This window comes from Micromonospora sp. CNZ299, from assembly GCF_002754415.1.
Map to the genome: position 1 here is coordinate 2797470 of NZ_PEFG01000001.1, position 16267 is coordinate 2813736.

The following is a 16267-nucleotide window of genomic DNA, read 5'->3' on the forward strand; positions in this document are numbered from 1 at the left end:
CGGTACGCCGGGCACGATCCGCCCGGATCCGGGTAACCGTCACCTCTGACCATCCACACGCCGTCTCAACACCGAAGAGAGAGCCATGTCCCAAATCACCGCCGCGGACGTCAAGAAGCTCCGCGACCTCACCGGCGCCGGCATGATGGACAGCAAGAAGGCGCTGACCGAGGCCGAGGGCGACTTCGACAAGGCCATCGAGATCCTGCGCGTCAAGGGCGCCAAGGACGTCGGCAAGCGGGCCGGTCGTACGGCCGCCAACGGCCTGGTCGCCCACTCCGGCAAGGCGCTGCTCGAGCTCAACTGCGAGACCGACTTCGTCGCCAAGACCGAGTCGTTCATCGCGCTGGCCCAGCAGCTGGTCGAGCACGGCGAGCGCGCCGGCGTGAACACCGCCGAGGAGCTGCTCGCCACCGAGCTCGACGGCAAGGTCGTCGCGGACCTGATCCAGGAGCAGTCGGCCAAGATCGGCGAGAAGCTGGTGCTCAACCGGTTCGCCCGGGTCGAGGGCACCACCGCCGTCTACCTGCACCGCAAGGCCCAGGACCTGCCGCCGGCCGTTGGTGTGCTGGTGTCGTACACCGGTAAGACCGACGAGGCGGGCGACGCCGACGCCCGTGGTGTGGCCATGCAGATCGCCGCGATGCGGCCGAAGTACCTGACCCGGGACGAGGTTCCGGCTGAGGTCGTCGAGTCCGAGCGGCGCATCGCCGAGCAGACCGCCCGCGAGGAGAACAAGCCCGAGGCGGCCCTGCCGAAGATCATCGAAGGTCGGGTGAACTCGTTCTTCAAGGACTACGTCCTGATCGAGCAGTCGTCCGTCGCTGACAACAAGAAGTCGGTGAAGCAGTTGCTGGCCGAGGCTGGCATCGAGGTCACCCGCTTCGTGCGGTTCGAGGTCGGCCAGGCCTGAGCCGTCACCGGGCGCCGTGGGCGCCCGTGGGCAGAAGACGTCGACGAGGAGGCCGCCGGTGTACGTGACAGGCACCGCGGCCTCCTTGTCACATAGGGTCGGCAGCGGCAGGTTCGCGGTACGCGCCGCACGGGGCGTGCGCGTGGGGAAGGGCGGGGCGGATGACGCAGGTTGTGAGTGACCGGACGCTGGCGGTGGACGATCCGACGGCACCGCCGCCGGGACGCGCCCGCCGGGTGGTGCTGAAGCTCTCCGGTGAGGTGTTCGGCGGCGGCGCGATCGGCGTCGACCCGGACGTCGTCCAGGCCATCGCCCGGCAGATCGCCACCGTGGTCCGTCGCGGCGTGCAGGTCTCCGTGGTGGTCGGCGGCGGCAACTTCTTCCGCGGCGCGGAGCTGCAGAAGCGCGGGATGGACCGGGCCCGCGCCGACTACATGGGCATGCTCGGCACCGTGATGAACTGCCTCGCGTTGCAGGACTTCCTGGAGAAGGAAGGCATCGAGACGCGGGTGCAGAGCGCCATCACGATGGCTCAGGTCGCCGAGCCGTACATCCCCCTGCGGGCGATCCGGCACCTGGAGAAGGGCCGTGTGGTCATCTTCGGCGCCGGCGCCGGGATGCCGTACTTCTCCACCGACACGGTGGCAGCCCAGCGGGCGCTGGAGATCCGGGCCGACGTGGTGCTGATGAGCAAGAACGGCGTGGACGGCGTCTACACCGCCGACCCGCGGATCGACCCCACCGCCAGCAAGCTCGACTCGATCACCTTCTCCGAGGCGCTGCGCCGCAACCTGCGGGTGGCCGACGCGGCGGCGTTCAGCCTCTGCATGGAGAACGGCCTGCCGATGCTGGTCTTCGGCGCGCAGGGTGACGACACCATCATCCGCGCTGTGGGTGGCGACAAGATCGGCACCCTGATCACCGCCTGAGTCCCGCCGACGGCGATGGCAGCGGCGGTCCTGACGACTTTCAGCAGAGCCCACCACGAGCACAGAAGGAGGCGAGGAGAGCGGTGATCGACGACACCCTCCTCGAGGCCGAGGAAAAGATGGAGCGTGCGGTTGAGCACGCCAAGGAGGAGTTCGGCGCCATCCGTACCGGTCGCGCCAACGCCGCCATGTTCTCCAAGGTCATCATCGACTACTACGGCACGCCCACGCCGCTGACCCAGATGGCGTCCATCGCGGTGCCCGAGCCGCGGATGGCCATCATCAAGCCGTACGACAACTCGCAGATCAATGCGATGGAGAAGGCGATCCGCGACTCGGACCTCGGGGTGAACCCGAACAACGAGGGCAACCAGTTGCGCATCCTGCTCCCGCAGATGACCGAGGAGCGCCGCCGCGACATGATCAAGGTGGCCCGGCACAAGGGCGAGGAGGCCAAGGTGGCGATCCGCAACGTCCGCCGCCGTGGCAAGGAAGAGCTGGACCGGATCGTCAAGGACGGTGAGGCCGGCGAGGACGACGGTCGCCGCGCCGAGAAGGAACTCGACGACCTGACCCAGCGCTACGTCGCCAGCATCGACGACCTGGTCAAGCACAAGGAAACCGAACTGCTCGAGGTGTGACCGTCCGCCCGTCGCTCGGGTGAGATGCGCCGAGGCCCGACCCCCACCGGGGCCGGGCCTCGTGTCGTACGTGAGCGGGGAAGCCGGACGGTCCTGAGGCTCTTCCCGGATCGTGCGGGAGACGAGTCGGATCATGACTGCGGTCTGCGTACCGGATGGGCGGGTATCGCTCGGCGACGGGCCGCCGGCCAGGGGCGATGTCGATCGCCGTGCCTCGTCCGCCGTGCCGATCCGGCGGGTGCAGTAGGCTCGGCAGGATTCCCGGCCACCGGGCGGTGAACACCGGGAGTCGACCGACCGTCGGGGCGGTCAATCGGAGGAACATCGCGCGTGTAGGGGATGCTTGTGGTCTTGCGTCATGTGGTGGTTCTCGCGCCTCGTCGCGGTGCGTGATGTCCCACCCCGACCCCTACGGCAGCGAGCCTCGCGGCTGGGACCGCGCCGAGCGCCCGGTGGCACTGCCGTGGCCCGAGCAGGACCTGGAGGCCGGCCAGTGGAGCCGCCGTCCCACGGCCGGCCCTGAGCTGTACGCCGACCCGCACACCCGGCCGTACGCGGACCCGAACCCGTACGACGAGCGCGGCCGGACCGTCCGCCCGGACGACCGGGACCGTTTCGACGACCGCGACCCTCGCGAGGACGACGAGCCCGGCCGTTACGACGGCCCGCCGTTCGACGGACCGGTCCGCTACGACGACGACGCCGGTTACCCGACCGCGCAGCTCGCGCCCATCGGGGCCGAGATCGCACCGGACCCGGAGCCGGTGATCGAGCCGGAGCCGCCGTCCGGTCGGCGGACGAAGGGCCGACGCCGGGCCAGTGTCGATCGACCGGCCACCCAGCAGCTGGGCACCGGGCGTGCCGGCCGTAACCTCCCGGCGGCGATCGGCGTGGGGCTCGGCCTCGGCGCGTTGATCGTGGTGCCGCTGGTGGTCTACCCGTTGGCGTTCCTACTGGTGCTCGCCGGTGCCGTCGCCGTCGGCATGTGGGAGATGGCCCGGGCGGTCCGACGCAGCGGCGCGCACCCGCCGTTGGTGCCGTTGATCGCCGGTGGCGTGCTGACCGTGGGCCTGGCCTGGTTCGCCGGCCCGGACGCGCTCAGTCTGGGGCTGCTGGTCACCGTGCTGGGCACCATGATCTGGCGGCTGGGTGACGGGCCGGCCGGCTTCCAGCGGGATCTCACCGCCGCCACCCTGATCGCGGTCTACGTGCCGTTCCTCGCCGGGTTCGCGGCGTTGCTCGCGGCGGCCCCCGACGACGGCCCGCTGCGCATCCTGGCCACGCTGATCGCGGTGGTCCTCTCCGACACCGGTGGGTACGCGGCCGGCGTCTCCTTCGGGCGACACCCGATGGCCCCGTCGATCAGCCCGAAGAAGTCCTGGGAGGGCTTCGCCGGCTCGGTCACGGCGGCGGCCCTGGGCAGTGCGCTGCTGTTGTGGCTGATGTTCGAGGTGGCCCCCTGGTGGGGTGCGGTGTTCGGGGTGGCCGTCTCCTGCGCGGCGGTCCTCGGCGACCTGGCCGAGTCGATGATCAAGAGGGATCTCGGCGTGAAGGACATGAGCAACCTGCTGCCCGGCCATGGCGGTCTGATGGACCGGCTGGACTCGATCCTGTTCGCGGTTCCGACGGCCTACCTGCTGCTGGCCGTCTTCGTGCCGGTGGTGAACTGAGGCATGATCACGGCGTTCCGGTCATCTGGCTGCGGCGGTCGCCGCCCGTTCGACACCTCCGCACCGGCACCTGCCGCCGACGGCGTGACACACTAGACCAGCCATGACGAGCCTGCCGTTGATCCCCGCCATCTCGGACGCCACCGCCGCGCGCCGAGCCTCCATGCCACCGAAGCACCTCGCCGACCTGGACCTGGCCGGCCGCCAGGCGCTGGTCACCGAGTTGGGTGAGCCCGCGTTCCGCGCCAAGCAGGTCTCGAATCACTACTTCGGGCGGCTGGTCCGCGACCCGCAGGCCATGACCGATCTGCCCGCGGCGACCCGGGAGCGGCTGTCCGAGCAGCTCATGCCCACCCTGCTCACCCCGGTGCGCGAGCTGGCGTGTGACGACGGCGCGACCCGTAAGGCGCTCTGGCGGCTGCACGACGGCGCTCTGGTGGAGAGCGTGCTGATGGGCTATCCGGACCGGGTGACCGTCTGCATCTCCAGCCAGGCGGGCTGCGGGATGGCCTGCCCGTTCTGCGCGACCGGCCAGGCCGGGCTGACCCGCAACCTGTCCACCGCCGAGATCGTCGACCAGGCCGTGTACATGGCCGGCGTGGCGGCCTCCGGCGCGGTGGTCGGCTCCCCGCCGCGGCTGTCGCGTGTCGTGTTCATGGGCATGGGCGAGCCGTTGGCCAACTACAACCGGGTGATCGGTGCGATCCGTCGCCTGGTCAGCCCTGCTCCGGAGGGGCTCGGCCTGTCCCAGCGGCACATCACCGTTTCCACGGTCGGCCTGGTTCCGGCCATCCGCCGACTGGCCAGCGAAGACCTCTCAGTGACCCTTGCGCTGTCGTTGCACGCGCCCGATGATGATCTGCGCGACGAACTCGTGCCGGTGAACCAGCGCTGGAAGGTAGCCGAGGTGCTGGACGCAGCGTGGGACTACGCCGCCCGGACGGGCCGTCGCGTGTCGATCGAGTACGCGATGATCAAGGACGTGAACGACCAGCCGTGGCGAGCCGACCTCCTCGGGCGGCTGCTGGCCGGCAAGTTGACCCACGTGAACCTCATTCCACTCAATCCGACGCCGGGCAGCCGCTGGGACGCGAGCCCGAAGCCGGTTGAGCGGGAGTTCGTCCGGCGGTTGCGCGATGCCGGGGTGTCCACCACCGTACGGGACACCCGAGGTCGCGAGATCGACGGCGCGTGTGGTCAGCTCGCCGCCGCCGAGGACAACGACACCTTCACCGACCGCGCCGGAGAGGCACCGGCGTGACCGGGCGTGGCGAACGAGACCAGGAGACATAGTGGCGAGTCAGGGTCAGCGTTTCCGGCGCAAGGCGCTCCGCCGGGGATACAAGGTCGACGAGGTGGATGCCTTCCTCGACCGGGTCGAGGCGACACTCGACGGCCGACAGGTCGGCGCGCCGGTGGCCTCCCAGGAGGTCCACGACGTCGTCTTCCGGGTCCGGTTCAACGGCTACGACGAGTGGCAGGTCGACCTGCACCTGGACCGGGTGGAGCGGCAGCTGGCCGAGCTGGAGGAGCGCAACAGCGCCGGGCGCGGTGGCGACCCCCGAATGGGTGACCGGATGGGCCCACCGGACCGGATGGGGCCGCCGATGCGCGATGAGCGGGGCATGGTTCCGCAGCCGATGCCGCCCCGTCCGATGCCCGCGCAGGCCGGCCCGCCCGACCGCTACGGCCGCTACGACGAGCCGACCGGTGCCTTCGCCGGTGGGTACGACGCCCCCCGCGGCGGTTACGACGCGCCGCGCGGCCCGGCCGGTCCTGGCCCGATGGGCCCCGGCGGCCCGATGGGCCCCGGTCCGATGGGTGGCCACGGCGTTCCGCCGCGCGGCCTCCCCGCCGGCCCCTCGGGTTACGGCCAGGACGACCAGCGCTCGCCCGGCGGTTACGGCCAGGACGACCAGCGCTCACCGGGTGGGTACGGCCCGGACGACCAGCGCTCGCCCGGCGGCTATCCGCCGGAGGAGCCGCGCTTCGACGGCTTCGAGGCCGGGCGACACGGTCGGGCCGACATGACCGCCGAGATCCGGATGCCGGAGCGGGACCTGCGCGACATGCGCCGGGGCCCTGCCGGTCCGCCGCAGCTGCCTCAGCAGGGCATCGGTGGCCCGCCGATGGCCGGCCCGCCCGCCGTGGCCGGCCCCCCGATGGGCGGTCCGCCGATGGGTGGTCCGCCGATGGCCGGCCCGCCCGGCAGCGATCTGTACCGGGTCGACCAGATCCGCCGCAGCTTCCAGGTGCGCCGGTTCGGCAGCGGTTACGACCCGGACCAGGTGGACCGGTTCTTTGAGACCCTGCTCGGCGGCATGCAGCGCCGCAACCCGATGCCGGTCGACCCGAAGGACCTGGACACGCTCCGGTTCGGGCTGGTGCCCGGCGGCTACTTCGAGGCTGAGGTCGACGCAGCGCTCAAGGACGTGCAGGACATTCTCTTCGGGCGCTGACCCCGACGCGTACGGACGAGGGCCCGTCCCCCGGGTGGGGGCGGGCCCTCGGCGTCGTCGGCCGGTCGTCCGGCGGTCGGTCGGGTCAGGAGCGCAGACCGTTGCGCCGAAGCACGATGTCGCCGATCACGATGATCAGCAGCAGCGCGGCCAGGCCGATCAGCCAGAGGTCCTCGACCCTGCCCTCGTGGTTGCCGCAGATCATCGCCAGCAGCGCCAGTGCGGACAGCACGGCGCCGATCTGCCCGGCCTTGCGGTGCCCGGGCTTGTGCTGGTCTGGCGACGTTACCGGCTCGCTTCCTGCCACTGTCGGTCCTTCCCTCGCGATCGGATCTTTGGTTAGTCTGGCACGCCTCCTGCTCGGCGCGGCGGGGTGGGGGTTTCCCGGCCGTCAGGCCCTGCCCACCCGGGGCCGAACGGCACTACCGGCGTCGCGGGGCGGCGGTCAGACTCCCTCCGGTAGCGTTTGGCGTACACCTGATTGTCTGTTTGAGGGGGACTGTGCGGTGCGAGTGACCGGAACCGGGCACGCCAGCATGCGGATCGACACGGCCGCGGGCAGCATTCTGTGCGACCCGTGGGTCAACCCGGCCTATTTCGCCTCGTGGTTCCCGTTCCCGGACAATTCCCTGCTCGACTGGGAGACTCTGGGCCAGGTCGACTACCTGTACGTGTCCCACCTGCACCGGGACCACTTCGACGCCAAGCACCTGCGGGACTTCATCTCCAAGGACGCCACGGTCCTGCTCCCCGAGTTCCCCACCTCGGAGATGGAGGACGAGTTCCGGGCGCTGGGCTTCACCAAGTTCCTGAGGGCGCCCAACGAGCAGGTCGTGGAGCTGCCCGGCGGCCTCAAGATCATGATCCAGGCGCTGACCAGCCCGACCGACGGACCGATCGGCGACTCGTCGCTCTGGGTCGAGTACGACGGGGTGCGGCTGCTCAACCAGAACGACGCCCGCCCCACCGACCTGAGCGTCTTCGCCGAGCTGGGGCACGTGCACGCGCATCTGCTCCAGTTCTCCGGCGCGATCTGGTACCCGATGGTCTACGAGCTGCCGCAGGCGGCGAAGACCGCGTTCGGCAAGCAGAAGCGTGATCGGCAGTTCGACCGGACGTGGCGCTACATCGACGACCTGAAGGCCGACCACGTCTTCCCGATCGCCGGCCCGCCGTGCTTCCTCGACGACGAGCTGTGGCAGTTCAACGACATCCACGGCGACGAGGGCAACATCTTCCCCGACCAGTCCGTCTTCCTGGCGGAGTACGCCAAGGTCGGCGGCACCAACGGCATCGTGCTGCTGCCGGGCAGCGTCGCCGAGGTCACCACCGAGGGCGCGAGCACCACCCACCCGGTGCCGGTGGAGGAGTTCTTCGCGAACAAGGTCGCCCACCTGGAGGAGATGCGGGAGCGTAAGCGCCCGGTCATCGAGGCCGAGAAGGCGTCGTGGCGGCACCCCGAGGTGGACGTCCTCGGCGAGATGAAGCGCCGCATCGAGCCGCTGCTGGACGAGTCGATCTACCTCGCCAAGGGCGTGGGTGGCCCGGTCCGCTTCGACCTGGTCGGCTACGACGGCGAGAGCGTCGAATCGATCGTGGTGGACTTCCCGGGCAAGGAGGTCCGGCCGTACGCCGACGAGAAGGTCCGCTACCGGTTCCGCACCGAGCGGTCGCTGATCGAGCACCTGCTCTTCATCGACGAGGTGGACTGGGTCAACTCGCTCTTCCTGTCCTGCCGCTTCTCGGCGGCCCGGATCGGCCAGTACAACGAGTTCGTCTACGCGTTCTTCAAGTGCCTCTCCGAGGAGCGTCTCCAGTACGCCGAGGGCTGGTACGACGAGCACGAGCGCAGCACCGACGCCGAGGACATCACCCTGGGCGACTGGGTGGTGCAGCGGCGCTGCCCGCACCTGAAGGCGGACCTGACCCGGTTCGGCATCGTCGACGGTGACCAGCTCACCTGCCAGCTGCACGGTTGGCGCTTCGACCTGCCCAGCGGCCGTTGCCTCACGAGCGTCGGCCACAAGGTGAGAGCCCACCGGGTGGACGCGGAAACTCCGGCCCCCGCAGGCGAAGCGGTGATCTGACCCGCCTCGTTGATCATGAAGTTATTGCCCCGACACGCCGCCACGGCAGGCAATAATTTCATGATCAACGCACTTCTGCGGTAGGCCGGGGTCAGACCGACAGGTCCGTGAGGATTCGGCGGGCGGCGTTGTGGCCTGCCGCGCCGATGACGCTGCCGGCCGGGTGGCAGCCGGCGCTGCCGGCGTACACGCCGTCGATGCCGGTGGCGTAGGGCATCCGGTCGGTGAACGAGACCGTGTTGTCGACGTGGTGGATGTGCCCGCCGGTGATGCCGAAGTGCTTCTCGATGCCGGGCGGGGGGAGCGGCACCGCGTCGGCGATCAGGTCACCGGTGCCGGGGGCGTACCGCTCGACGATCCCGATGAGCCGGTCGACGTAGCCGGGCAGTGCCGCGTCCCAGGTGGTGCCGGCCAGCTCGTAGGGGACCGACTGGACGAAGAGCGCCGACGAGTGGTGTCCGGCGGCGTCGGAGAGCGACGGGTCGACGGTGGTGTGCAGGTACCACTCGATGGTCGGCTCCGCCGGCAGTCGCCCGGACTGCACGTCCGCCCACATCGAGCGCAGCGCGGTCATCGGCGACGTGTCGTCCCCGCCGACCAGCGACGCGGAGCCGGGCAGCAGGTGGATGGTCGAGCCGAACGGGCTCGGCGTGTCGGCCGGCAGGCAGGAGAACCGGGGCAGCCCGGTGAGCGCCAGGTTGAGCTTGAGGGTGGTGCCGGGGCGGCGGACCGCCGTCATCCGGTCGCCGAGCGGCGCCGGGAGCGCGCCGTCGGGTAGCAGGTCCATCAACCGGTACGGGTCACACGCGCCGAGCACCACCTTGGCGGCGACCTGTCGGCCGTCGGCCAGCACCACTCCGCTGGCCGCGCCGCCGTCGAGGGTCACCGCACTCACCGGCGTACCGGTCAGGATTGTCGCCCCGGCGGCGCGGGCGGCCTCGGCGAACGTCCGTGAGACGGTGCCCATCCCGCCCTCGGCGATCATCCAGGTGCCGCCGGAGCCGGGCAGCCGGCACATGTTGTGCACGAGGAAGTTGTGGCCCGTGCCGGGGTCGTCCGGGCCGGCGTTGAGGCCGGACAGCCCGTCGGTGACCGCGTACATGCTGACCAGCAGCTCGGAGCGGAACTCGAACCGGGCCAGGTAGTCGGCCACCGAGCCCTGCACGAGGTCGACGAAGACCTGCCGCAGCGCCGGTCGCACGTGCCGCTCGGCGGTCTCCTGGACGCTCAGTGGCTCGGCCAGCCAGACCGGGGCGAGATCCTCGCGCAGCGCGGCCAGCTCGGCCTGCATGGCGTCGTCGGCGGCCACGTCGGCGGGAGAGAAGAACTCCGCGAGCTGCGCCCGGGTGGCTGCGGTATCGCTTCCGAAGAGCAGGTACGGCGAGCCGAGGCCACCCGGCGTGGGCAGGAAGTAGTGCGGGTCGCGGCGCAGCACCGGGATCCGGACGTCGAGCGTGGCGAGCAGCTCCGGGGGCACCAACCCGAGCAGGTACGAGCCGGTGGAGTGCCGCAGCCCTGGCACCTTCGGGAACGGGTTCTCGGTGCGGGTCGCGCCGCCGATCACGTCGGCCGCCTCCAGCACCAGGACGTCCAGACCGGCGCGGGCCAGCAGGACTGCGGAGACCAGGCCGTTGTGCCCGGCACCGACGATCACGACGTCGGCGCGGGCCGGAATCTCACTGCTCATGCCGCCGCAGCCTAGTCCGTGGCGCCGGTGCGCTGGGCGCGCCAGCGGGAGAGGGTCAGGGTGGCGGAGTAACCGGCCAGGACGATCACGTGGAACATGTAGAGCCACAGGAGCACGGCCACACCGGCGCCGATCTCGTCGAAGCCACCGAACGGCACTCCCAGGTCCAGGGGGAGCGAGGCGAAGAGCACGAAGCCGTGCAGGAAGCCGGAGAGGTTCGCCGCGGTGAACGAACCGATCCCGAGCGTGGAGAGCCAGTCCGGGGAGGCCGACCCGACGACCCGAAACACCCACACCAGCACCGGCGTGAGCACCAGCCAGACCGCCAGGAACGACAGCACCACGCCCAGCGCGCCGACCCAGCCACCCTGACGGACGAGACGGGTGGTGAGCGGGAGTGCCAGCAGGATCGACAGCAGCAGCGCGGGGGCTGGCGCGAGCAGCGGCAGCAGGAGGATCCGACCCCGCCAGCCGACCAGGTGCTCGTCGGAACGGGGTGCCGCCACCGAGACGAACGCCCGGCGCAGCCCCTCGCCGTACAGGGACGCGGGCAGCAGCGAGGCCAGAGCCAGCAGCGGGGTCAACTCCACCCCGGCGTTGACCAACGCGTCCACCGCGCGGGGTGCGCCGATCGCGGTGGGCAGGGCTTCCACGGCGTACGAGGTGAGCCGGCGTACCCGGTCGGCTCCGGCGACCAGGGAGGTGAGCCAGATCGCCAACAGGGCGACCGGCACCACGGCGATCGCGCCGTAGAAGGTGATCGCGGCGGCGTGCAGTGACAGGTCCCGCCCACGTAGCGGGCGGAACGCGGCCCGGGTGATCCGCTTCGCCTGCTGCCATCCGCTGCCCATCATGATGCCTTTCCCTGTCGTCGGGACCGCCACTCCTTAAGATCGCGGGTCATGACTGTTGTCACCACCGAACGCCTCATCCTGCGCGATTGGACCGACGATCCGGCTGATCTGGCCCGGATCTACGACATCTACTCCCGCCCCGAGATCACCCGCTGGCTGGGTGCGGCACCGGGTCTGCCGCTGACCGACCCGAGCGAGGCCATCGATCGGCTGCGCATCTGGCAGGACCGGCACGCCGCCGACGGAGGCCGGTACGGCACCTGGGCGATGGAGGTACGCGAGACCGGGCTGGTGGCGGGCACAGTGTTGCTCAAGCGGCTGCCGGGAAACCCGGAGACGCAGCTCACCGAGGACATCGAGACGGGCTGGCACCTGCATCCGGACTCGAGGGGTCACGGCTACGCCACCGAGGCGGCACGTGCCCTCATGGCGCGGGAGTTCGCCGCCGGCACCTCGGAGATCTATGCGGTCGTGTCGCCGGGCAACGAGCCGTCGATGGCGGTCTGCCGGCGACTCGGCATGGAGCACGTGGGCCGGCGCACCGAGTGGTACGGCGGTGAGGAGTTGGAGACCTTAGTCCGAGCGGCGGCGACCGCCTGAACACCCGGGCACCTCCGTGCCCGTGCGGTGAGCCCAACGCGTTACGAACCCTGATGCCGGTGAGTCGTTCTGACGACTCGCCGGCATCACTGTTGTGCCGACGGGCGCCCGCCACAGCGAAGCGTGCGACGGCCCGCAGGACGCGCATGCCCATAAATAGTCACGGTGGTCGAAGTGTTGACGCTCCCGTAGCACGTCAGTAACCTTTGGTCAAAGTAGCGCAAGATCTTGACAAAGACGTGCACGATTTAGCGCATGCGCTCGGAAGATTCAACGGGTCCCCTGGAGGGGCCCGTTGATGGTCGTCCCACCGCCGCACCCCCACCTCCCGTGGTCAAGCCGCCGCGGCAGCCGCCCCCCCCGACGACAAGGACAGTGATGAGACGAACGAATCTGTTCAGGATGGTGGCGGCGACAGCCGCGACCACGCTGATCGTCACGGCAGGGGCCACCGCCCTCGCGAACCCCGCCAGTGCCGCCCGCCCCGCCGACACGGCGGCCGCGCCGAGCGCTGGCTTCGCCGCGGCGGCCACCAACCTCGCGCAGGGCCGGCCCACCCAGGAGAACGGCCACGCCGACGTCTACGACTCGTCGAAGGTCGTCGACGGCAACGCGGGCAGCTACTGGGAGAGCGTCAACAACTCCTTCCCGGAGTGGGTCCAGGTCGATCTCGGCTCATCGCAGAGCGTCAACCAGGTCGTACTGAAGCTGCCGACCTCCGGTTGGGGCACCCGGACGCAGACGTTGAGCGTGCAGGGCAGCGTCAACGGTTCGTCGTTCACCGACCTGGTCGGGTCCCAGACATACACGTTCAACCCGGCTAGCGGCAGCACGGTCACCATCAACTTCGGTCAGACCTCCACCCGCTACGTGCGGATCACCATCACCGCCAACAGCGCCTGGCCGGCCGGGCAGCTCTCCGAGCTGGAGGTGTACGGCAGCGGCGGCACCACCCCGGACACCACAGCGCCGAGCGTCCCCGGCAACCTCTCGTACACCCAGACGGGCACCACCATCAGCCTCAACTGGGTGGCCTCGACCGACAACGCGGGTGGCAGCGGCATCGCCGGCTACGACATCTACCGCAACGGCGCGTTCCTCCAGTCCATCGGGAACGTGACCACCTTCAACGACACCCAGCCGACGACGGCCACCGTGTCCTACCACGTCCGGGCGCGCGACGCCGCTGGCAACCTCTCCGGCAACAGCAACACCGTCACCCGGACCGGCAGCAACCCGCCCGCCTGCACCAACGTGGCGCAGGGCAAGAGCATGACGGCGAGCGGCTCCACCTTCAGCTTCACCCCGGACAAGGCCAACGACGGGCAGCTCACCACCTACTGGGAGGGCGCGGCGAGCTACCCGCAGAACCTGACCGTCGCGCTGGGTGCCAACCACTCCATCTCCGGCGTCACCGTCAAGCTCAACCCGGATCCGGCCTGGGGCACCCGTACCCAGACCATCCAGGTCCTCGGTCGCGACCAGGCCTCGTCCTCGTACACCAGTCTGGTGTCGGCGGCGACCTACCAGTTCGTCCAGGGCACCAACGTGGTGAGCATCCCGGTCACCGCGACCACCGCGGACGTGCAGTTGCGGTTCACCGGCAACACCGGCGCCCCGTCCGGCCAGGTGGCCGAGTTCGAGGTGTGCGGCACGCCGGCGCCCAACCCGGACCTGGTCGTCAGCTCGGTGACCTGGTCGCCGACCTCGCCCAGCGAGGTCTCCCCGGTCACGCTCTCGGCCGTGGTGCGCAACATCGGCTCCGCCGCCGCCGCGGCGACCACTGTGAACTTCAGCCTGGCCGGCGCCGTCGCCGGCAGCGCCACGGTGGGCGCGCTCGCCGCGGGCGGCTCGACCACCGTGTCGTTCAACGCCGGCACCCGGCCGATGGGCAGCTACGCCGTCTCGGCGGTGGTCGACCCGACGAACACGATCGTCGAGCAGAACAACGGCAACAACAGCTTCACGGCGGCGTCGCCGCTGGTGGTCGCGCAGGCGCCCGGCCCGGACCTGCAGGTGCTCAGCATCGTCTCGAACCCGCCGAACCCGGCGGTCGGCGCGTCCGTCACCTTCACCGTGGCGGTCCGCAACCGTGGCACCACCGCGACCGGCGCGACCACTGTCACCCGGTTGGTGGTGGGCAGCACCACGCTCAACACCAGCACCGCCTCGATCGCGGCCGGCGCGACGGTCAACGTGGCCGTCACCGGCAGTTGGACCGCCACCAGCGGAGGTGCCACCATCACGGCCACCGCCGACGCGACCAACGCGGTGACCGAGACCAACGAGACCAACAACGGGTTCAGCCAGTCGATCGTGGTCGGGCGCGGTGCAGCCGTCCCGTACGTCTCGTACGAGGCCGAGGCCGCTCGCTACCAGGGCACGCTGCTGGAGCCCGACGCGCTGCGGACCTTCGGCCACACCAACTTCGCCAGCGAATCCTCCGGCCGCAGGTCGGTACGGCTCAACAGCACCGGCCAGTTCGTCGAGTTCACCTCGGCCAACCAGGCCAACTCCATCGTGGTGCGCAACTCCATCCCGGACGCGCCCGGTGGCGGCGGCATCGAGGCGACCATCAGCCTCTACGTCAACGACGTCTTCTCCCGGAAGTTGACGCTGTCGTCGCGGCACAGCTGGCTCTACGGCAACACCGACGGGCCGGAGGCGCTGACCAACACCCCGCAGGCCGACGCCCGACGGCTCTTCGACGAGTCGAACGCACTGCTGGCGCAGTCGTACCCGGCCGGCACCCGGTTCAAGTTGCAGCGCGACTCGGGTGACACCGCCTCGTTCTACGTCATCGACATGATCGACCTGGAGCAGGTGGCACCGGCGGCGAGTCAGCCGGCCGGCTGCACCTCGATCACCTCGTACGGTGCGGTCCCGAACGACGGGCTCGACGACACCGCCGCCATCCAGCGTGCGGTGACCGACGACCAGAACGGCGTCATCGGCTGCGTGTGGATCCCGGCCGGGCAGTGGCGGCAGGAGCAGAAGATCCTGACCGACGACCCGCTGAACCGGGGTACGCACAACCAGGTCGGCATCAGCAACGTCACCATCCGGGGCGCCGGCATGTGGCACTCGCAGCTCTACACGCTGACCGAGCCGCAGAACGTGGTGGGCGGCATCAATCACCCGCACGAGGGCAACTTCGGCTTCGACATCGACAAGAACACCCAGATCTCCGACATCGCCATCTTCGGCTCCGGCCGGATCCGCGGCGGTGACGGCAACGCCGAGGGCGGCGTCGGTCTGAACGGTCGCTTCGGCACCGGCACCCGGATCAGCAACGTGTGGATCGAGCACGCCAACGTGGGTGTCTGGGTGGGCCGCGACTACGACAACATCCCCGACCTGTGGGGGCCGGCCGACGGCCTGGAGTTCACCGGCATGCGGATCCGCAACACGTACGCCGACGGCATCAACTTCAGCAACGGCACGCGCAACTCGCGGGTGTTCAACTCGTCGTTCCGCACCACCGGTGATGACGCGCTCGCGGTCTGGGCCAACCCGTACGTGAAGGACCGCAACGTCGACATCGCCCACGACAACCACTTCGTCAACAACACCATCCAGTTGCCCTGGCGGGCCAACGGCATCGCCATCTACGGCGGCTACGACAACTCGATCGAGAACAACCTCATCTACGACACGGCGAACTACCCGGGCATCATGCTGGCGACCGACCACGACCCGCTGCCGTTCTCCGGCACGACGCTGATCGCCAACAACGGGCTCTACCGCACCGGTGGGGCGTTCTGGAACGAGGACCAGGAGTTCGGGGCCATCACCCTGTTCCCCGCCACCAGGGACATCGTCGGCGTCACGATCCGCGACACCGACATCATCGACTCCACGTTCGACGGCATCCAGTTCAAGAACGGCGGCGGCAACATGCCGAACGTCGCCATCACCAATGTGCGGATCGACAAGTCCAACAACGGCGCCGGCATCCTCGCGATGAGCGGCGCGCGCGGCAACGCCAACCTGACGAACGTGACCATCACGAACTCGGCCGACGGCAACATCGTCATCCAGCCGGGCTCGCAGTTCGTCATCAACCCCTGATCGACACGCGTTGAGTGACGTCGGGGTGTCCGCATGGTGCGGACACCCCGACTTCCGTGGTGGGCACCGCAGCACAGGGTCCGCCGTGGGCGTCGGTCCGCCGGCAGCGAACGGCATCGCCGAGCAGGCCGTCACAGAACACTCGGGTACGCAGAAACTGCCCATCCTCCTCGCTGAGGGTGGTCTCGCCGAAGTCGACAACCGCGAGGTGACCGAGTGAGTTGCTGAGCGCCACGGCCAGGGCGGTGACCTCGTCGAGGCTGGTCAGCGTGGTCGGCAGATGAGTGATCCAGCGCGGCGCGGTCATCGCAGTGCCACCGTTCCTCCCGCCATCCACGTCTGCCCCTGCTGGTCGG

The 16267-nt window shown here is 70.0% G+C and carries 13 protein-coding genes; 9 read left to right on the forward strand and 4 right to left on the reverse strand.

The genetic code is table 11. From position 1 onward, the window contains the following. The first annotated feature begins 85 nt into the window (after positions 1-85). The 6 genes from tsf to CLT68_RS13375 all read left to right on the forward strand — a co-directional run bounded on the left by tsf (position 86) and on the right by CLT68_RS13375 (position 6612). Entirely contained in the window at positions 86-913 is an 828-nt protein-coding gene (gene tsf, locus CLT68_RS13350; protein ID WP_088946656.1) for a translation elongation factor Ts, read from the forward strand. 161 nt (positions 914-1074) lie between these two features. Next, positions 1075-1842 (forward strand): UMP kinase, encoded by a 768-nt coding sequence (gene pyrH / locus CLT68_RS13355; RefSeq protein WP_088946657.1) that lies wholly within the window; start codon positions 1075-1077, stop codon positions 1840-1842. 83 nt (positions 1843-1925) lie between these two features. Beyond that, positions 1926-2483, forward strand: coding sequence for a ribosome recycling factor (gene frr / locus CLT68_RS13360; RefSeq protein WP_088946658.1), 558 nt, complete (start codon positions 1926-1928; stop codon positions 2481-2483). 392 nt (positions 2484-2875) lie between these two features. Further along, entirely contained in the window at positions 2876-4153 is a 1278-nt protein-coding gene (locus CLT68_RS13365) for a phosphatidate cytidylyltransferase (RefSeq protein WP_099851222.1), read from the forward strand. A 103-nt stretch (positions 4154-4256) separates the two neighbouring features. Further along, positions 4257-5414 (forward strand): dual-specificity RNA methyltransferase RlmN, encoded by a 1158-nt coding sequence (gene rlmN, locus CLT68_RS13370; protein WP_099851223.1) that lies wholly within the window; start codon positions 4257-4259, stop codon positions 5412-5414. 31 nt (positions 5415-5445) lie between these two features. Continuing rightward, on the forward strand, positions 5446-6612 hold the full coding sequence (locus tag CLT68_RS13375; RefSeq protein ID WP_099851225.1) for a DivIVA domain-containing protein: 1167 nt from the start codon (positions 5446-5448) through the stop codon (positions 6610-6612). An 85-nt stretch (positions 6613-6697) separates the two neighbouring features. On the opposite strand, the gene CLT68_RS13380 is transcribed toward CLT68_RS13375, so the two are convergent. Next, the gene (locus CLT68_RS13380) at positions 6698-6919 is read right to left on the reverse strand and encodes a DUF2631 domain-containing protein (RefSeq protein WP_088946662.1); all 222 of its coding nucleotides are present in this window, start codon (positions 6917-6919) and stop codon (positions 6698-6700) included. A 199-nt stretch (positions 6920-7118) separates the two neighbouring features. Between CLT68_RS13380 and CLT68_RS13385 the strand changes: the two genes are divergently transcribed. Then, a complete protein-coding gene (locus tag CLT68_RS13385; RefSeq protein ID WP_099851226.1) occupies positions 7119-8699 on the forward strand; it encodes a Rieske 2Fe-2S domain-containing protein in 1581 nt (526 codons plus the stop codon). 91 nt (positions 8700-8790) lie between these two features. Here the strand turns inward: CLT68_RS13385 and CLT68_RS13390 are convergent, their stop codons facing one another. Then, positions 8791-10386 (reverse strand): phytoene desaturase family protein, encoded by a 1596-nt coding sequence (locus tag CLT68_RS13390; protein WP_099851228.1) that lies wholly within the window; start codon positions 10384-10386, stop codon positions 8791-8793. An 11-nt stretch (positions 10387-10397) separates the two neighbouring features. Then, positions 10398-11237 carry a YhjD/YihY/BrkB family envelope integrity protein gene (locus CLT68_RS13395; RefSeq protein WP_099857116.1) on the reverse strand — a complete coding sequence of 280 codons (840 nt, stop codon included), beginning with the start codon at positions 11235-11237 and terminating at the stop codon, positions 10398-10400. A 51-nt stretch (positions 11238-11288) separates the two neighbouring features. Here CLT68_RS13395 and CLT68_RS13400 point away from each other — a divergent pair, with 51 nt between their 5' ends. Next, positions 11289-11840, forward strand: coding sequence for a GNAT family N-acetyltransferase (locus tag CLT68_RS13400; RefSeq protein ID WP_099851229.1), 552 nt, complete (start codon positions 11289-11291; stop codon positions 11838-11840). Between the two features lie 378 nt (positions 11841-12218). Then, entirely contained in the window at positions 12219-15911 is a 3693-nt protein-coding gene (locus CLT68_RS13405; protein WP_099851231.1) for a CARDB domain-containing protein, read from the forward strand. On the opposite strand, the gene CLT68_RS13410 is transcribed toward CLT68_RS13405, so the two are convergent. Continuing rightward, positions 15901-16218 (reverse strand): hypothetical protein, encoded by a 318-nt coding sequence (locus CLT68_RS13410; protein WP_099851232.1) that lies wholly within the window; start codon positions 16216-16218, stop codon positions 15901-15903. The two genes, CLT68_RS13405 and CLT68_RS13410, sit on opposite strands and share 11 nt — an antisense overlap. Between the last annotated feature and the right edge of the window lie 49 nt (positions 16219-16267).

Coding starts and splice junctions, on each gene's coding strand:
- tsf (WP_088946656.1), top strand. CDS start 86: ATGTCCCAAATCACCGCCGCGGACGTCAAGAAGCTCCGCGACCTCACC.
- pyrH (WP_088946657.1), top strand. CDS start 1,075: ATGACGCAGGTTGTGAGTGACCGGACGCTGGCGGTGGACGATCCGACG.
- CLT68_RS13365 (WP_099851222.1), top strand. CDS start 2,876: ATGTCCCACCCCGACCCCTACGGCAGCGAGCCTCGCGGCTGGGACCGC.
- rlmN (WP_099851223.1), top strand. CDS start 4,257: ATGACGAGCCTGCCGTTGATCCCCGCCATCTCGGACGCCACCGCCGCG.
- CLT68_RS13390 (WP_099851228.1), bottom strand. CDS start 10,386: ATGAGCAGTGAGATTCCGGCCCGCGCCGACGTCGTGATCGTCGGTGCC.
- CLT68_RS13395 (WP_099857116.1), bottom strand. CDS start 11,237: ATGGGCAGCGGATGGCAGCAGGCGAAGCGGATCACCCGGGCCGCGTTC.
- CLT68_RS13400 (WP_099851229.1), top strand. CDS start 11,289: ATGACTGTTGTCACCACCGAACGCCTCATCCTGCGCGATTGGACCGAC.
- CLT68_RS13405 (WP_099851231.1), top strand. CDS start 12,219: ATGAGACGAACGAATCTGTTCAGGATGGTGGCGGCGACAGCCGCGACC.
- CLT68_RS13410 (WP_099851232.1), bottom strand. CDS start 16,218: ATGACCGCGCCGCGCTGGATCACTCATCTGCCGACCACGCTGACCAGC.